Consider the following 15781-nt stretch of genomic DNA (forward strand, 5'->3'; position numbering starts at 1 on the left):
GGCCGCCGCGGCCCGGCGGCTGCGCGAGGCCGCCTCCGCGCGCCCCGCGGCCGCCCGCCGCTGCGCCGGGCTGGACCGCCTCTCCGCCCGCGCCGCCGCCGGCGTACGGCGGCTGGCGCCGCTGCGCGAGGAGTACGACCGCGTGGCCCGCCTGGCCGGCCTCACCGCGGGCACCTCGGCGGAGAACGAGCGCAGGATGCGCCTGGAGGCGTACGTGCTCGCCGCCCGGCTGGAGCAGGTGGCCGCCGCCGCGACCGTACGGCTGCAGCGCATGTCGTCCGGCCGGTACACCCTCGTCCACTCCGACGACCGCACCGGACGCGGCCGCAGCGGCCTCGGCCTGCACGTCGTCGACGCCTGGACCGGGCGGGAGCGCGACACGGCGACGCTGTCGGGCGGTGAGACGTTCTTCGCCTCCCTCGCCCTCGCCCTCGGCCTCGCGGACGTCGTCACCGACGAGGCCGGCGGGGTCCGGCTGGACACCCTCTTCATCGACGAGGGGTTCGGCAGCCTCGACGACCAGACCCTCGACGAGGTCCTCGACGTGCTCGACTCCCTGCGCGAACGGGACCGCAGCGTGGGCATCGTCAGCCACGTCGCCGACCTGCGGCGGCGGATCCACGCACAGGTGGAGGTGGTGAAGGGACGCTCGGGGTCGACGCTGCGGCTGCGGGGCGTCGGGTGAGCCCGGCGGCCGGGGGACGCCGGGCCGCCGATAATGACGTGCGCCGCGCCCGCCCGCCGCCCATCATGGTCGTTCGTGTCCCGACTCCCGAATCCCGCACCCGAGGAACTGCGCCGCGACCCCCTGCCGCTGCGCGGCCGGACCGCCCTGGTCACCGGGGCGAGCAGACGCGGCGGCATCGGCCACGCCGTGGCCCGGCGGCTCGCCGCGTACGGCGCGAGCGTCTGCCTGCACCACCACGTGCCGCACGACGCCGCCATGCCGTGGGGCGCCGACCGGATCGAGGACGTGGTCGCCTCCGTGCGCGCGGCGCTCGGCGACCCGGACGCCCGGGTGGTCGAGGAGCCCGGCGACCTCGCGGACCCGGCGGCGCCGGCCGGACTCCTGGCCAGGGCCACCGAGGCGCTCGGCGGCCGGCTCGACATCCTGGTCGCCAACCACGCCCTCAACGGCTCCGACGGCCCGCTCGACGCGATCGACGCCGCGACGCTGGACGCCCACTGGGCGGTCGACACCCGCTCGGTGCTGCTGCTGGTCCAGGCCTACGCCCGGCAGCGCGCCGCACTGCCGCCGCGCACCCCGGGCGGGCGCGTGGTGATGATGACCTCCGGCCAGGACATCGCGGGCGGCATGCCCGGCGAGATCGCCTACGCGTTGCAGAAGGGCGCGCTCGCCTCGATCACCCGCTCGCTGGCGACGGCGCTCGCCGAGCACGCGGTCACCGTCAACACGGTCAACCCCGGCCCGGTCGACACCGGCTGGCTGACCGGCGAGGCGTACGACGCGATCGCCGCGATGTTCCCCGCCGGGCGGTGGGGCATGCCCGACGACCCCGCCCGCCTCATCGCGTGGCTCGCCACGGACGAGGCGGAGTGGGTCACCGGTCAGGTCATCGGCTCCGAAGGGGGCTTCCGGCGCTGATCACAGCCGGGACAGCTCGTCCACCAGGTCGTCCAGGCCCAGCGAGCCCTGCGAGAGGGCGGCCATGTGCCAGGCCTTCAGGTCGAAGGAACTGCCGCGCCGCCTGCGCGCGTTCTCCCGGCCCAGCAGCCAGGCCCGCTCGCCGAGCTTGTAGCCGATCGCCTGCCCGGGGATCGTCAGATAGCGGGTCAGCTCGCTCTCCACGAAGTCCGCCGGACGGCTGCTGTGCGCCCCGAAGAACTCCTGCGCCAGCTGCGGGGTCCAGCGCTCGCCCGGGTGGAAGGGCGAGTCCGCCGGGATCGGCAGCCCCAGGTGCATGCCGATGTCGACGATCACGCGGGCGGCCCGCATCATCTGCGCGTCGAGGTAGCCGAGCCGCTGTTCCGGGTCGGTGAGGAAGCCCAGTTCGTCCATCAGGCGCTCCGCGTACAGCGCCCAGCCCTCGGCGTTGGCGCTGACCATGCCGACGGACGCCTGGTAGCGGGACAGGTCCCGCGCCACGTGCACCCACTGCGCGAGCTGGAGGTGGTGGCCCGGGACGCCCTCGTGGTACCAGGTCGACACCAGGTCGTACACCGGGAACCGGGTCTGGCCCATCGTCGGCAGCCAGGTGCGGCCCGGGCGCGAGAAGTCCTCCGACGGGGGCGTGTAGTAGGGCGCCGCCGCGCTGCCCGGCGGGGCGATGCACGACTCCACCCTGCGCACCCGCTCGGCCAGGTCGAAGTGGGTGCCGTCGAGCGCCTCGATCGCCTGGTCCATCAGGCCCTGCAGCCAGTCGCGGACCTCGTCCACGCCCTCGATGTGCCGGCCGTGCTCGTCGAGGTGGGCCAGCGCCACCCACGGGGTGGCGGCGCCGGGCAGGATCTTCTCGGCCTCCTGCCGCATCTCGGCCAGGATGCGGTGGTACTCGGACCAGCCGTAGGCGTACGCCTCGTCCAGGTCGAGGTCCGTGCCGTTGTAGTAGCGCGACCAGCGGGCGTAGCGCTCCCGGCCCACCGTGTCCGGGGCGCCCTCGATCGCCGGCGCGTACACGTCGCGCATCCAGTCCCGCAGCTCCGCCACGGCCGCGGTCGCGCCCCGGGCCGCCTCGTCCAGCTCCGCGCGCAGCGCGTTGGGCCCGGCGGCGGCGAAGTCCTCGAACCAGCCGCGCCCCTGGCCGGTGTCCGCCCACTCGCCGAGCTGCCCGACGAACGTGGCGGTCGGCCGCGGGCCCGCGTACAGCTTGCGCTCCAGGCCCAGGGCGAGGGACTCCCGGTAGCCCGCCAGCGCGGCCGGCACCGCGCGCAGCCGCTCGGCGATCGCCGCCCAGTCCTCCTGCGTCCGCGTCGGCGTCACGGTGAACACCTCGCGCACCGCGTGCGCGGCCGTGCCCATGTTGCCGACCGAGCGCAGGCCCTCCTCGGCCTCGTGCACGGCCAGCTCCGCGGTGAGCCGCTCGCGCAGCAGGCGCGCGCACCGGCGCTCGACGTCGCTGTCCGCGCCGGGCCGGCGCTCCGCCTCGTCGAGCCGCGCGAGCGTGGTCCGCGCCAGCTGCGCCAGCGCCTCCCGGCCCGCGGGCGAGAAGTCGGGCAGGCGGCCGGAGCTCTCCGGGACGCCGAGGTACGTGCCGGTGACCGGGTCGAGGGCGATGAGGTCGTCGACGTACGCGTCGGCGACCTCGCGGGGCAGCGAGCTGTTGGTCTGTGACATGCGGACCATCCTCGTACGAGGTCCGCCGCGCGTCATCCGGATTGAGCCGAGGGCGAAGGCGGCAGCAGCGGCCCGCACTCCCACTGCTGGAAGATCAGCCGGGTCTCCACCCGCGCCACTTCGCGCCGGGCCGTGAACTCGTCCAGGACCAGCCGCTGCAGATCCGCCATGTCGGCGACCGCGACGTGGACGAGGTAGTCGTCCGGCCCGGTCAGGTGGAAGACGGTCCGCGACTCCGGAAGCGCCCGGATCCGCTCCACGAACGGCCCCACCAACTCCCGCCGGTGCGGCCTGACCTGCACGGACAGCAGCGCCTGCAGCCCTCGTCCCAGCTTGGCGGGATCCACTTCGAGCCGGTGGCCGAGGATCACGCCCGAGCGGCGCAGCCGGGTCACCCGGTCCAGGCAGGTCGACGGCGCCACCCCGACTCGCGCGGCGAGGTCGCGGTACGTGGTCCGGGCGTCGTTCTGCAGCAGCCGCAGCAGCCGCAGATCCACCGGATCCAGTACGACGGACTCGGTCATGCGCCGAACGTAGCACGGGATTCCCGCCCACCGGCCCGGCCGGTGTTCACCCTTGGCGTCCATGGACCCAGCGATCACGCACGCGTCGCCCGACGGCGCACGCGCCACCGCGCCCAGGGCTCTGGCCACCGAGGCCGTGCACGCCGGGCGGGACGACCTCGCCCGGCACGGGCTGCACGCCCCGCCGATCGACCTGTCCACCACCTACCCCTCGTACGACAGCCGCGGCGAGGCCGCCCGCCTCGACGCCTTCGCCACCACGGGCGCCGCGTTGCAGGGCCCGCCCGTCTACGGACGGCTGGGCAACCCCACCGTCGCCCGGTTCGAGACCGCGCTGGCCCGCCTGGAGGGCACCGAGGCCGCGGTCGCGTTCGCCAGCGGCATGGCCGCGCTGACCGCCGTCCTGCTGGTCCGGGCCGCGGCGGGCCTGCGCCACGTCGTGGCCGTGCGGCCGCTGTACGGCTGCAGCGACCACCTGCTGACCGCCGGGCTGCTCGGCTCGGAGGTCACCTGGACCGACCCGGCGGGCATCGCGGACGCGCTGCGCCCGGACACCGGGCTGGTGCTGGTCGAGTCCCCGGCCAACCCCACGCTCGCCGAACTCGACCTGCGGGCGGTCGCCCACGGATGCGGGTCCGTGCCGCTGCTGGTGGACAACACCTTCGCCACGCCGGTGCTGCAGCGCCCCGCCGGGCAGGGCGCGCGGCTGGTGCTGCACAGCGCCACCAAGTACCTCGGCGGGCACGGGGACGTGATGGCGGGCGTGGTGGCCTGCGACGAGGAGTTCGCGGGGCGGCTGCGGCGGGTGCGGTTCGCCACGGGCGGCGTGCTGCACCCGCTGGCCGGCTATCTGCTGCTGCGCGGACTCGCCACCCTCCCGGTACGGGTGCGGGCCGCCTCCGCGAACGCCGCCGAACTCGCCCGCCGGCTCGCCGGCGACCCGCGCGTGGCCCGCGTCCACTACCCGCGCATCGGCGGCGCGATGGTCTCCTTCGAGGTGCGCGGCGACCCGCACGCGGTCGTCGGCGGCGTCCGGCTGATCACCCCGGCCGTGAGCCTCGGCAGCGTCGACACCCTCATCCAGCACCCGGCGTCGATCAGCCACCGCGTCGTCGACGCCGACGACCGCCGCGGCGCCGGGGTGAGCGACCGGCTGCTGCGCCTGTCGGCCGGCCTGGAGGACGTCGAGGACCTGTGGGCCGACCTGGACCGGGCGCTGGGGGAGCGGCCGGCGCCGACGAGGCGGTGAGGGGGCGGCCGGTACGCCGAACGGCCCGGCGGACGCCGGGCCGTTCCCCCTGGCGGGGCACCGCGCAACCGCGTCTCAGTCCCGCGCGACCCGCTCCCCGTACGGCTCCCGCGCCTCGTCGTACGGCAGCGGCGAGTCGGCCGGGGCCTCCCGCAGCCGGGCCGTGACGACCAGGGTGCCCTCCTCGATCTGGTAGTCGAGGGGCAGCCCGAGGCCCCGCATCGCGGCGACCATGCCGGTGTTGGACGCCTGCGTCACGGCGTACACGCTCTCGCAGCCCGCCTCGGTGGCCATCGCCACCAGCCGGCGCAACAGTTCGCCGCCGATGCCGCGACGCTGCCAGGCGTCCTCCACGAGCAGCGCGACCTCCGTCTCGTCCCCGTCCCACAGCAGGTGGCCGAGCCCGACGACGCGGCCCGACGCGGTCTGTACCGCGAGGGTGCGGCCGAACCGCGGGCTGAGCAGGTGGTCCAGGTAACGGTCCGCGTCGCCGACCGGGCCGTGGTAGCGCATCGCCAGCGTCCGCGTCGAGCACCGCTCGTGCATCGCCCTGGCGGCCTCCACGTCGTCCGGGCCGGCCCGGCGCACGGTGATGGCGCCGCCCTCGGGCAGCGTCAGCACGTCCCGGTCGCGCGGGACCCGCGGACCGAGCCGGGCGTCCAGCTCCACCAGCGCCCGCACCCGGGCGAACTCGGTGGGCGTGAACGGCAGGTACGGCCGCTCCACGGTGATCACCCCGCCCTCCGGCGCGCGCAGACGCATCACGGTGTCCTCCAGGACCCCGTCCGCCGGCACGGCCCGCGCTTCCCGGCCGACGCCGGCCGGTGCGGCGGGCAGCGACCGGATCGTGCACCGGCCCAGCAACTGCCGCAGCGCCAGCGGCAGTTCCGCCGGGTCCAGGGCGGTGCGGGCGGCGAGTCCGAGGACCCGGGTCGGCGCGTCCACCAGGTCGTGGGCGTCGGCCCGCTCGATCCAGGTGTCGGCGCCGCCCGCCAGCGACACGGTCCGGGTGAGCTCGGACCCGGCGAGCCCGGCCGGGGCCCGCAGCAGGAACTCGTCCACCGTGCCCGCGGCCAGCGGATGCGTCTGCAGGCTGAGGATGTCGACCCGTCGTCCGGCGAGGGCCGTGCACAGCGCGGCCAGCGACCCCGGCTGGTCCTTCACCGTCGTCCGCATCCGCCACAGCGCGCACTCCCCGTCCGCGGCTCCGTCCGCCCCGTCGCCCGGGGCGGACGGCCCGGCCCGCCGCCCGCCGGACGGCGGCCGGGCACCGGTATCGTCCGCCGGCGGCGCATGGCCGTGGCGCCGTGCCCACCAGGTGTGGAAGGCCGCCGTGGCGATCAGCACGACCGCCGAGACCACCAGCAGCTCCGGGCCGTCGGGGCCGTGTCCCACCAGGTTCGCCGCCGTGTCCGCGACCGCGACCGCCGTGAACAGGGCGGCGAGCTCGACCACGTCCCGCCGCCAGTGGTGTACGGGCCGGCCGTGCTTCATGCGGGTCACACCAGACATTTTTCGATTCATACAGCCACTGTGAAGGAATGGTGTTGCGTGATCACGAACGCTCTGTGACCTAGAAGTAAAGCTGCATCTGTGCCTTTTGTCGTCTTTTCGGTTGGTGTGGCGTGGCGGAAGGGGGACGGAAGGGCCGCCCCTTTTCCGCCACACCGCCCGCAGGGCGCGGCGGGCGTCGGCCCCGGGCGCGGTCCGCCCGCCGCGGACTCCGGCGCGAGAGGGCGTCGACGGACCACGGCCCGCACGGACACGGGCGTGCCGCGCCCCGGGGACGGCACCGGCGTGCGGCGCCCTTCGGGCTGGTGGCTCGTCTCGCATCGCCGGCCGCGCAATCGACGTGCCGCCCGTCGGATGGGCGGACCGGACGGGGCAGGCGGTCGAGGATGTCGTCGGTGAGCGCCACGGCGACGCCGGCGAACAGGTCGTCGAGGTGGCTCATCGTGCGCGGCCGACGAGCGCGCTGGTCACGCCGGGGTGGGCGGTCGCGGACGCCCTGGCGAGGCGGGTCAGCGGCAAGCCCGCTTCCTCGGCGAGCGGGACGAACCGCTCGACGGCGTCGAGGCGGTGCCCGTCGTTGAGGTGCTGGAAGAAGCCGGCGCGGCGCAGTTCGTTCCGCTCGCCCGTGCGGACGCGTCCCGTGAGCCGTCGCCCGAGCGGGCCCGACGCCAGCGTGCCCACCCCATGGCGCTGCGCGACCGGCAGCACTTCGCGTTCGACGCCGGACGGCGATCCGGGTGCGAAGCGGGTCCTCGGCCCCGCGCGACCGTTCCCCCGGCGGACGCAGGCGGCGCCGGCGGCGTTCCGCTCGTCGTGGGCGCGGTGGCCGGTGCCGTCCGGGGCGGAGCGGCGCGGGGCTGCGGACCCGGACGCGATCCGGTTCAGCCAGGACCCGTGGGCCGGCGGGAGGACCAGCCCGACGTCGCGGCCGGCGACCCGGGTGCGGACTTCGGCGTGCTCGTGCGGGGAGAAGCCGTCCGGCACCGCGTACGGCTTCTCCCCGTCGGCCGCCGCTCCCGCAGCACCCGGACGGGGCGGAAGCGGCGGCGGGGGAGTCACTGGCCGACCCGGCCCGGCTGCAGCACCTTCGTGAACAGCACGGTGCCGTCCTGCTCGCGCAGCCGCACCGTCATCTCCCCGCTGTCGCCGTCGATGTCGACCTCGCCGAAGAACTGGTAGCCGCCGGCCGGCGAGACGTTCGAGACGGTCGGCGCCTTCACGAACACCCGCTCCGGACCGAAGGTGTCGTCGAGCGCGCTGGCCGGGAAGGCGCCGGCGTTGAGCGGCCCGGAGACGAACTCCCAGAACGGCTCGAAGTCGCCGAACGCGGCCCGGGACGGCTGGTAGTGCTGGGCCGAGGTGTGGTGCACGTCGGCCGTCAGCCACACGGTGCCGGTGATCCGCCGGTGCTTGACGTACCGCAGCAGCTCGGCGATCTGCAGCTCGCGCCCGAGCGGCCTGCCCGGGTCGCCCTGCGCGACGGCCTCGAAGTTCGGCCTGCCCTCGGTGGCGTCGGGCACGACCAGGCCGATCGGCATGTCGGCGGCGATCACCTTCCACACCGCACGCGACCGCGACAGCTCCCGCTTGAGCCACTCCAGCTGCTCCCGGCCGAGGATGCCCTGCGGGTCGACGGTCTGGTCGCCGGCCGAATTCGCGTTGCGGTACGTCCGCATGTCCAGCACGAACACGTCCAGCAGCGGACCCTGCCGCAGTACCCGGTACACGCGGCCCTCACGCGCGCCCGGACGCAGCGTGGAGACCGGGTAGTACTCGCTGAACGCGCGCCGGGCCCGGGCGGCCAGGACGTCGACGCTCTTCTCGGTGTAGCGGGTGTCGGTGTCCGCGACGACCTGGCCCGGGTACCAGTTGTTGCGGACCTCGTGGTCGTCCCACTGCACGATGGCCGGGACCTGGGCGTTGAACCGCCTGAGGTTCTCGTCGAGCAGGTTGTAGCGGAAGTTGCCGCGGTACTCGGCCAGGGTCTGGGCGACCTCGGCCTTCTCCTCCGTCATGATGTTCCGCCAGGTGCCGCCGTCGGGCAGCGCGGCGGTCGGCGCGAGCGGGCCGTCGGCGTAGACGGTGTCGCCGCTGAAGAGGAAGAAGTCCGGGTCCAGCCGGGCCATCGCGTCGAAGATGCGGTAGCCGCCGAGGTCCGGGTTGATGCCCCAGCCCTGCCCCGCCAGGTCGCCCGACCACAGGAAGCGCACCCCGTCGCGCCGCCGGGCCGGCACCGTGCGGAACGTGCCGGTGACCGGCTCACCGGTGCGGCGCGGGTCGTCGGGGTCCGCGAGCAGCACGCGGTAGTGGATCTGCTCGCCCGGCGGCAGCCCGCGCAGCCGGGTCGTGCCGGTGAAGTCCGTGTCCGCGCCGAGCAGCGGACCGTACAGGCGGCGCGGGTTGCGGAACGACTCGGTCGCGGACGTCTCGACGATCATCCGGGCCGGACGGTCGGAGCGCACCCACACCAGACCGGAGTCGCAGGTCACGTCACCCGTCTGCACCCCCCAGCCCGCCACGGGCCGCCCGGACCGGGCGAACGCCGGTGCCGCGCCGAGGGCGGTGGGCAGGGTCAGGGCCGCCGAGGCGGCGAGCGAGCCGCGCAGGACGCTGCGACGGCCGGGGAGCGGACGGTCTGACATGGCTGCGCCTCCAGGGACGGGATTCGGCCAGTGTGCGGTGCCACACCTACCGGTGCGCCGCGGCGCGCACGCAAACCGCGGGTGAACAACGGGGCGCGGCAGGGGCGGACGGGCCCGTCCCCGGGCGTCCCCCCTGCCGGCCGCTCCTTTCCCCGCCCCGTCTCCCGCCCCGTCCCCCGCGCGGGCGTCGCGGCAGCGGCCCGCCGGCGTCGGTCCCGGCCGCGCCCGGCCCGTGCCCTCGCCTGGACACGGCCGGACCCGTCCGCTGGGATGGGGCCGTGACCACCGACACCGCCACCGAAGTCTTCGAGGAGCACCGCTCCGTCCTCCTGGGCGTCGCCTACCGCATGCTGGGGCGCGTGGCCGACGCGGAGGACGTGGTCCAGGAGGCCTGGCTGCGCTGGTCCGGCGCCGACCGCGGCGAGGTGCGCGAGCCGCGCGGCTACCTGGTGCGCGTCACCACCCGCCTCGCCATCGACCGGCTGCGCCAGATCAAGGCGCGGGGCGAGACGTACGTCGGCCCGTGGCTGCCCGAGCCGTACGTCACCGACTTCGGGAACACCGTCCCGGACGCCGCCGAGCGGGCCGTGCTCGCCGACTCCGTCTCCCTCGCGGTCCTCGTCGTCCTGGAGTCGCTGTCCCCGCTGGAGCGGGCGGTGTTCGTCCTCCGGGAGGCCTTCGGCTACCCGTACGCCGCCATCGCCGCCATGCTCGACCGCACGGAGACGGCGGTGCGCCAGCTCGCCGGACGCGCCCGCAGGCACGTCGACGAACGGCGGCCCCGCTACGAGGTCGACCCGGTCCAGCGCCGTGCCCTCACCGAGCGGTTCCTCGCGGCGGCGGCCGGGGGCGACCTGGAGGAGCTGATGGAGCTGCTCGCCCCGGACGTCCGGCTGGTGGGCGACAGCGGCGGGAAGGCCAAGGCGCCGCTGCGGGTGCTGGAGAGCGCCGACAAGGTGGGCCGCTTCCTCGTCGGAGCCGTCCGCAAGGGCGTCGCGGAGCTGTCCGTGCGCCTCCTGGAGCTCAACGGCGGCCCCGCCGCGCTGGCCCTGTCCGGGGACGAGCCCGACGCCGTCTTCCAGCTGGACGTCGCGGACGGACGCATCCAGGCGGTGTACATCATCCGCAACCCCGACAAGCTCCGGTCCCTGGCCGGACTCTAGGGCCCGCCGGGCGGCGCCCGCCGGACCGGCCGCCCCGGCCAAGTCCCCGCCCGCGCCGGGGGCTTCGCCGCCGTGCCACGCGGACGACCCGGTGCGAACGCCTCGTGAACCCTTCATGACGGCGCCCCCGCGCGGCGCGCGGGGGCCGAGGATTGGTCTTGACCAAGGGGGAGGGCCGTCCTATGGTCGCAGACAAGTGCAACAACCTTTAATAAACAAGGGCGCCGAAACGCCGCCGGGCCACAGCGAACACGCGGAGGACAGGGTGGGGACCACGCAGCTGGAAACGGTGCCGGAACCGAAGTACTGGCACCTCAAGACCGTGCTCAGCGAAGCGCTGGACTCGGAGTTCTCCGTGGGCGAGATCCTGCCCAACGAACGCGACCTCGCCGCCCGTTTCGGCGTCGCCCGCGCCACGCTCCGCCAGGCCCTGGAACAGCTCGAACTGGAAGGCCGGCTGCAGCGCCGCCGCGGCGTCGGCACGACGGTCGCGCCGCCGCGCGTCGGCGTGGCCGTCGGCACCGAGCAGCACGTCTGGCCGGGAGCGCCCGGCGACGCCTGGCAGCCCGTCGACTGCGCGCGGACGGCTGTGCCGGCCGCCGTCGCCGACGCCCTGGGGACCGGCCGCGACGAGCCCGTGCACACCGTGCGCCGCTCCCGGACGACACACGGCCGGCCGGTGGCGGCGGAACTGCTGTACGTCCCCTCCGCGTCGGTGCCCGACCTCTCCGCCATCGACACGCCGTCCGGGCCGGCGCGCGCGCGTGCCGTCCTGCGCGAACTGCAGCGCCTGGAGCTGGAGGGACGGGAGAGTGCCGTGGAACTGGGCTCGGCGCGCGCCGACGACGCCAGGGAACTGGACCGGCTCCCCGGCGCGCCCGTCCTCGTCGTCACCACCCGGTACATCGCGGACGGCCGCGTCGCGGCGCTCTCCGTCGCCACGTACCGCGCGGACACCTGCCGGCTGACCTTCGGCGACTCGGGCGGCGTGGAGATCCACCACGGGCCGCACAGCCGGGCCTCCTGACCGGCCGCCGGGACGGGCGGCACGCACCGGGTCTCACCGGAGCGTGCGGTGCCGTGCCGTCACCGTGCCCTCCACCGCGAAGAGCTGTTCCTCCACGTGATCGAGGGCGAGCCGCAGGGCGCCCGTCGCGACGGCGGCCTCGCCCAGCCGGGACAGCGCCACCCTCGGCGGGCGCAGACAGTAGCGGGCCAGCTCGCGCCGCAACGGCTCCAGCAGGCCGTCCAGCCCGGTCGCCCAGCCGCCGATCACGACCAGCTCCGGGTCGAGGGCGAGGACCAGCGCCGCCACGTCGTGGACCAGCCGCCGGATGAAGCGGTCGACGGCCGCGAGCGCCCGCCGGTCGCCCTCCCGGGCCTGCGCGAAGACCTGGGCGACGGCCTGCTCGTCGAGCGGGTGCAGCGGCTCGTCCGTGGTGGACAGCAGGGTCTCCGGGGCGGCCTCCCGGCCCAGCAGGTGCAGCGCCCCGATCTCCCCGGCGGCCCCGCCGAACCCCCGGTGCAGCCGCCCGCCGATCAGCGAACCGGCGCCGGGGCTCAGCCCGGCCAGGACGAACACCACGTCGTCGGACTCGGCGGCGGCCCCCTTCCAGTGCTCGGCGACCGCCGCCGCGTTGGCGTCGTTCTCGACCAGCACCGGGCACTTGAAGGACCGGTTCAGCCGCTCGCCCAGCCGCAGCCCCGTCCACCCGGGCAGCGCGGTGCTCAGCCGGACCGTGCCGTCCGCCTCGACGATCCCCGGCGTGGCGACCCCCACGGCCCGCAGGCACCCGCGCGCGACCCCGGCCCGGCGCAGCAACTCGGCGACCGCGCCGCGCGACCGTTCCAGGCGCTCCTCGGCGCAGGCCGTCTCGTCGACGTCCTTGGTCTGGGCGCCGATCACCCGGCCGTCCAGGTCGGCGAGGAGCACGGCGATCCGGCGCGCGCCGATCTCCAGGCCCAGCAGGTGCCCCGCCTCGGCCCGGAACCGGAACCGCCGCGCCGGCCGCCCCTGACGCCGCGCCGCGCCCTCCTCGGCCGCCTTCTCGACGACGAGCCCGGCTTCCATGAGTCCCTCGACGACGCCCTCGACGGTCGGCCGGGACAGCCCCGTCACCCGGGTGATCTCCGTCAGCGTCCCGCAGCCGGCGGCGCGCAGCGCGTGCAGCACCACCGCGGAGTTGATCCTCCGCAGCAGCGAGGGATCCCCGCCGGTCAGCCGTGCCACCGTCCGCCCTCCCCGCTCGTGCGCGTGTTGGCCGGATCGTACTCGGCACGCCGGTCCCCGGCGAGTGCCGGTCCGTCACGAGGCCGCCGGGCGGTCCGGACAGTCCGGACGGTCCGGACGAACCGCCTGACGTCCCGTCAGGCTCCGGAAGGGTCAGGCGGTTTCCCGCGGACGCCCCGGACCGCTGCGGCCGCCGCCGGCCGGGAGGAGACGGGCGAGGTCCGGCTCCGGGCCGCCGGCACGCGGACGGACCCGCCGTGAGCCCTCAGTCCCGCACGGCCTCCGCGGCGGCCCGCAGCCGCGCGAACTCCTGCGCCATCGTCTCCGTGGTCCAGTGCGCGTTCAGCCCGCTCGGGTTGGGCAGCACCCACACGCGCGTGTCCCCGATCGTCCGCTGCTGCGGACCCACCCGGGCCTTGCGGTCGTCGAACGCCGCCCGGTACGCCGTGACCCCCACCACGGCCAGCCAGCGCGGCCGCAGCCGCGCCACCTTCAGCGCCAGCAGGCGGCCGCCCTCCCGGTACTCCTGTGCGGTCAGCTCGTCCGCCCGCGCGGTGGGCCGCGCGACGACGTTCGTGATGCCCAGCCCGTAGGTCAGCAACTCCTGCTGCTCCGACGGCTTCAGCAGCCTGGGCGTGAACCCGGACCGGTGCAGCACCGGCCAGAAGCGGTTGCCGGGACGGGCGAAGTGATGGCCCGTCGCGGCCGTCATCAGACCGGGGTTGATGCCGCAGAACAGCACGCGCAGGCCGTCCGCGACGACGTCCGGCACCAGGCGGTCGCGGGCGGCCTCCAATTCCTCGGCCGTGAAGCGGGGCACGGGGCGCGGCGGGTCAGAGGATCGCCCCGGGCGTGTAGCCCGCGGCTTCCGGATGCTGCTTGACGATCTCCTCGATGCGGCCGACGACGACGCCGACCTGGTCGGCGGCTCCACCCGTGAAGGACAGCTTGTCGGCCATCAGCGCCTCCAGCCCGGCACGGTCCAGCGGCAGCCGCTCGTCCGCGGCGAGCTTGTCGAGCAGGTCGTTGCGCTCGGCGCCGCGCTCGCGCATCGCGAGCGCGGTGGCGACCGCGTTCTCCTTGATGGCCTCGTGCGCGACCTCCCGGCCGACGCCCGCGCGCACCGCGCCCATCAGCACCTTGGTGGTGGCGAGGAACGGCAGGTAGCGGTCCAGCTCACGGGCCACGACCGCCGGGAACGCGCCGAACTCGTCGAGCACCGTCAGGAACGTCTCCAGCAGGCCGTCCAGCGCGAAGAACGCGTCCGGCAGCGCGACCCGGCGCACCACCGAGCAGGACACGTCGCCCTCGTTCCACTGGTCGCCCGCCAGCTCCCCGGTCATCGAGGCGTAGCCGCGCAGGATCACCATCAGGCCGTTGACGCGCTCGCAGGAACGGGTGTTCATCTTGTGCGGCATCGCGGAGGAGCCGACCTGGCCCGGCTTGAAGCCCTCGGTGACCAGCTCGTGCCCGGCCATCAGCCGGATCGTCTTCGCCAGCGACGACGGCGCCGCCGCCAGCTGCACCAGCGCGGTGACGACCTCGTAGTCCAGCGAGCGCGGATAGACCTGGCCGACCGAGGTGAACGCCTGCGAGAAGCCGAGGTGCGCGGCGATCCGCCGCTCCAGCTCGGCCAGCTTCGCGGTGTCCCCGCCCAGCAGGTCCAGCATGTCCTGCGCGGTGCCGACCGGGCCCTTGATGCCGCGCAGCGGATACCGGGCCAGCAGTTCCTCCAGGCGGCCGTAGGCGACGAGCAGCTCGTCGGCGGCGGTCGCGAACCGCTTGCCGAGGGTGGTGGCCTGCGCGGCCACGTTGTGCGAGCGGCCGGCCATGACCAGCTCGCCGTACTCGCCGGCCAGCCTGCCCAGGCGCGCCAGCACGGCCACCGCGCGGTCGCGCATCAGCTCCAGGGAGAGCCGGATCTGCAGCTGCTCGACGTTCTCCGTCAGGTCGCGGGAGGTCATGCCCTTGTGCACGTGCTCGTGCCCGGCGAGGTCGTTGAACTCCTCGATCCGCGCCTTCACGTCGTGCCGCGTGACCTTCTCGCGCTCGGCGATCGAGGCCAGGTCGACCTGGTCGAGCACCCGCTCGTAGTCGGCGATCGCCGTGTCCGGCACCTCGATGCCCAGATCCTTCTGGGCCCGCAGCACGGCGAGCCAGAGCTGCCGCTCCAGCCTCACCTTCTGCTCGGGCGACCAGAGCGTGGCGAGCTCGGCGGAGGCGTAGCGTCCGGCGAGGACGTTCGGGATGCGGGGCTTGGCGGGAGCGGAAGTCACGGGTACGGAGTTTACTACCCGTCCATACAGGCTCCGTCCCGTCCATGCGATGTAGGAACCCACAGGTCAGAGGCCATGTGTGGGGGTCGGCGTGCTGTCGTCCGTGAGACGGATGTGAGACGTGCGTGAGACGCGCACGCTGTCCGCCCCGTGCTGGTAACGCTCCGGATTCGCTCCGGAAGGTGTTGCTAAGTAGGAACAGGTGCTGTTAGATAGGGGCATAGGCCCCCAGAAACGGGGGCGGCCCCAACCCGGTGTTCCCGCACCGTGAAGGGGCCTGACGGAACTTCCTGACATCACCAGGAGAACCGCTATGGCGAATCATGCCATCAGTCAGCACGTCTCTGCCCTGCCGGGCATTCCCTCCCAGCCGACGGCCGCCGAGAAGTCGCGGGCCGTGGCCAAGCCGTCCATCGACCGCCTGATGGACACCCCCCTGCCCGTGCTCGTCAACGAGCTGGGCGTGACCCTCATCGACTCCGGGATCACGGACGCCGACTTCTTCGGCGCGGTCGTCCAGCGGAAGACCGGTGAGCTGCTGCTCACGATGCCGCGCGGCCGGTCGGAGCTGGAGCACGACACCGTCGCCCGCTACCTGCTGGCGCAGGCGTTCGGCGTGGACGTGCCGCCGATGCCGGCGCCGATCGTCACCTCCCACACGGCCGCCGACGACGGCGACTCCGACCCGGACATGGACGAGGCGCTGCGCCGCGTCCGCCAGGGGGGTGTCGCCTGATGCCGCGCCGTAACAGCAACGTCGACCGCTCCCGCTACCAGCTGCCCGTCGAGTCGGTGGACCTGACGCGGGTCGAGAAGACCCCCGACCTGCCGCCGCTGCCCCGTAAGGCCGCCGACCGCCGCCGCGCGATGCGCGTGAGGGGGTGGTGACG

15 protein-coding genes are annotated in these 15781 nt (G+C 75.0%); 7 read left to right on the top strand and 8 right to left on the bottom strand.

The features are described from left to right. Window positions 1-685: SbcC/MukB-like Walker B domain-containing protein (locus ABD363_RS17190; RefSeq protein ID WP_344604372.1), on the top strand; the 685-nt coding region annotated here is incomplete at its 5' end. 75 nt (window positions 686-760) lie between these two features. Beyond that, on the top strand, window positions 761-1606 hold the full coding sequence (locus ABD363_RS17195) for an SDR family oxidoreductase (RefSeq protein WP_344604374.1): 846 nt from the start codon (window positions 761-763) through the stop codon (window positions 1604-1606). On the opposite strand, the gene ABD363_RS17200 is transcribed toward ABD363_RS17195, so the two are convergent. Both ABD363_RS17200 and ABD363_RS17205 read right to left on the bottom strand, forming a co-directional pair. Then, window positions 1607-3295 (bottom strand): DUF885 domain-containing protein, encoded by a 1689-nt coding sequence (locus tag ABD363_RS17200; RefSeq protein WP_344604376.1) that lies wholly within the window; start codon window positions 3293-3295, stop codon window positions 1607-1609. Window positions 3296-3327: 32 nt separating this feature from the next. Continuing rightward, window positions 3328-3819 (bottom strand): Lrp/AsnC family transcriptional regulator, encoded by a 492-nt coding sequence (locus ABD363_RS17205; protein WP_344604378.1) that lies wholly within the window; start codon window positions 3817-3819, stop codon window positions 3328-3330. Between the two features lie 61 nt (window positions 3820-3880). On the opposite strand from ABD363_RS17205, the gene ABD363_RS17210 reads away from it, so the two are divergent. Next, window positions 3881-5068: a trans-sulfuration enzyme family protein gene (locus ABD363_RS17210; RefSeq protein WP_344604380.1), complete on the top strand. Its 1188-nt coding sequence runs from the start codon at window positions 3881-3883 to the stop codon at window positions 5066-5068. A 75-nt stretch (window positions 5069-5143) separates the two neighbouring features. Here the strand turns inward: ABD363_RS17210 and ABD363_RS17215 are convergent, their stop codons facing one another. The 3 genes from ABD363_RS17215 to ABD363_RS17225 all read right to left on the bottom strand — a co-directional run bounded on the left by ABD363_RS17215 (window position 5144) and on the right by ABD363_RS17225 (window position 9222). Next, window positions 5144-6580, bottom strand: a complete 1437-nt coding sequence (locus tag ABD363_RS17215; protein ID WP_344604382.1) for a GNAT family N-acetyltransferase — start codon at window positions 6578-6580, stop codon at window positions 5144-5146. A gap of 438 nt (window positions 6581-7018) precedes the next feature. After that, complete coding sequence (locus ABD363_RS17220; protein ID WP_344604384.1) at window positions 7019-7564, bottom strand: aldo-keto reductase family protein; 546 nt, start codon at window positions 7562-7564, stop codon at window positions 7019-7021. 71 nt (window positions 7565-7635) lie between these two features. Further along, window positions 7636-9222 (bottom strand): alkaline phosphatase D family protein, encoded by a 1587-nt coding sequence (locus tag ABD363_RS17225; protein ID WP_344604386.1) that lies wholly within the window; start codon window positions 9220-9222, stop codon window positions 7636-7638. 278 nt (window positions 9223-9500) lie between these two features. On the opposite strand from ABD363_RS17225, the gene ABD363_RS17230 reads away from it, so the two are divergent. Together ABD363_RS17230 and ABD363_RS17235 are read left to right on the top strand one after the other, a co-directional pair. Next, window positions 9501-10385 (top strand): RNA polymerase sigma-70 factor, encoded by an 885-nt coding sequence (locus tag ABD363_RS17230; RefSeq protein ID WP_344604388.1) that lies wholly within the window; start codon window positions 9501-9503, stop codon window positions 10383-10385. A gap of 265 nt (window positions 10386-10650) precedes the next feature. Then, on the top strand, window positions 10651-11412 hold the full coding sequence (locus ABD363_RS17235) for a GntR family transcriptional regulator (protein ID WP_344604390.1): 762 nt from the start codon (window positions 10651-10653) through the stop codon (window positions 11410-11412). A gap of 33 nt (window positions 11413-11445) precedes the next feature. Here ABD363_RS17235 and ABD363_RS17240 read toward each other — a convergent pair whose 3' ends face one another. The 3 genes from ABD363_RS17240 to purB all read right to left on the bottom strand — a co-directional run bounded on the left by ABD363_RS17240 (window position 11446) and on the right by purB (window position 14891). After that, complete coding sequence (locus ABD363_RS17240; protein ID WP_344604392.1) at window positions 11446-12615, bottom strand: ROK family transcriptional regulator; 1170 nt, start codon at window positions 12613-12615, stop codon at window positions 11446-11448. Window positions 12616-12880: 265 nt separating this feature from the next. Further along, entirely contained in the window at window positions 12881-13435 is a 555-nt protein-coding gene (mug, locus tag ABD363_RS17245) for a G/U mismatch-specific DNA glycosylase (protein ID WP_344604394.1), read from the bottom strand. 13 nt (window positions 13436-13448) lie between these two features. After that, a complete protein-coding gene (gene purB, locus ABD363_RS17250; RefSeq protein WP_344604396.1) occupies window positions 13449-14891 on the bottom strand; it encodes an adenylosuccinate lyase in 1443 nt (480 codons plus the stop codon). Between the two features lie 313 nt (window positions 14892-15204). Between purB and ABD363_RS17255 the strand changes: the two genes are divergently transcribed. Then, a complete protein-coding gene (locus ABD363_RS17255) occupies window positions 15205-15627 on the top strand; it encodes a hypothetical protein (protein WP_344604398.1) in 423 nt (140 codons plus the stop codon). Then, window positions 15627-15779 carry a hypothetical protein gene (locus ABD363_RS17260; protein WP_344604400.1) on the top strand — a complete coding sequence of 51 codons (153 nt, stop codon included), beginning with the start codon at window positions 15627-15629 and terminating at the stop codon, window positions 15777-15779. The genes ABD363_RS17255 and ABD363_RS17260 overlap by 1 nt, the downstream gene beginning before the upstream one ends. Window positions 15780-15781 lie beyond the last annotated feature (2 nt).

It is taken from the genome of Streptomyces glaucus, from assembly GCF_039533365.1.
GTDB classification, from domain to species: domain Bacteria; phylum Actinomycetota; class Actinomycetes; order Streptomycetales; family Streptomycetaceae; genus Streptomyces; species Streptomyces glaucus.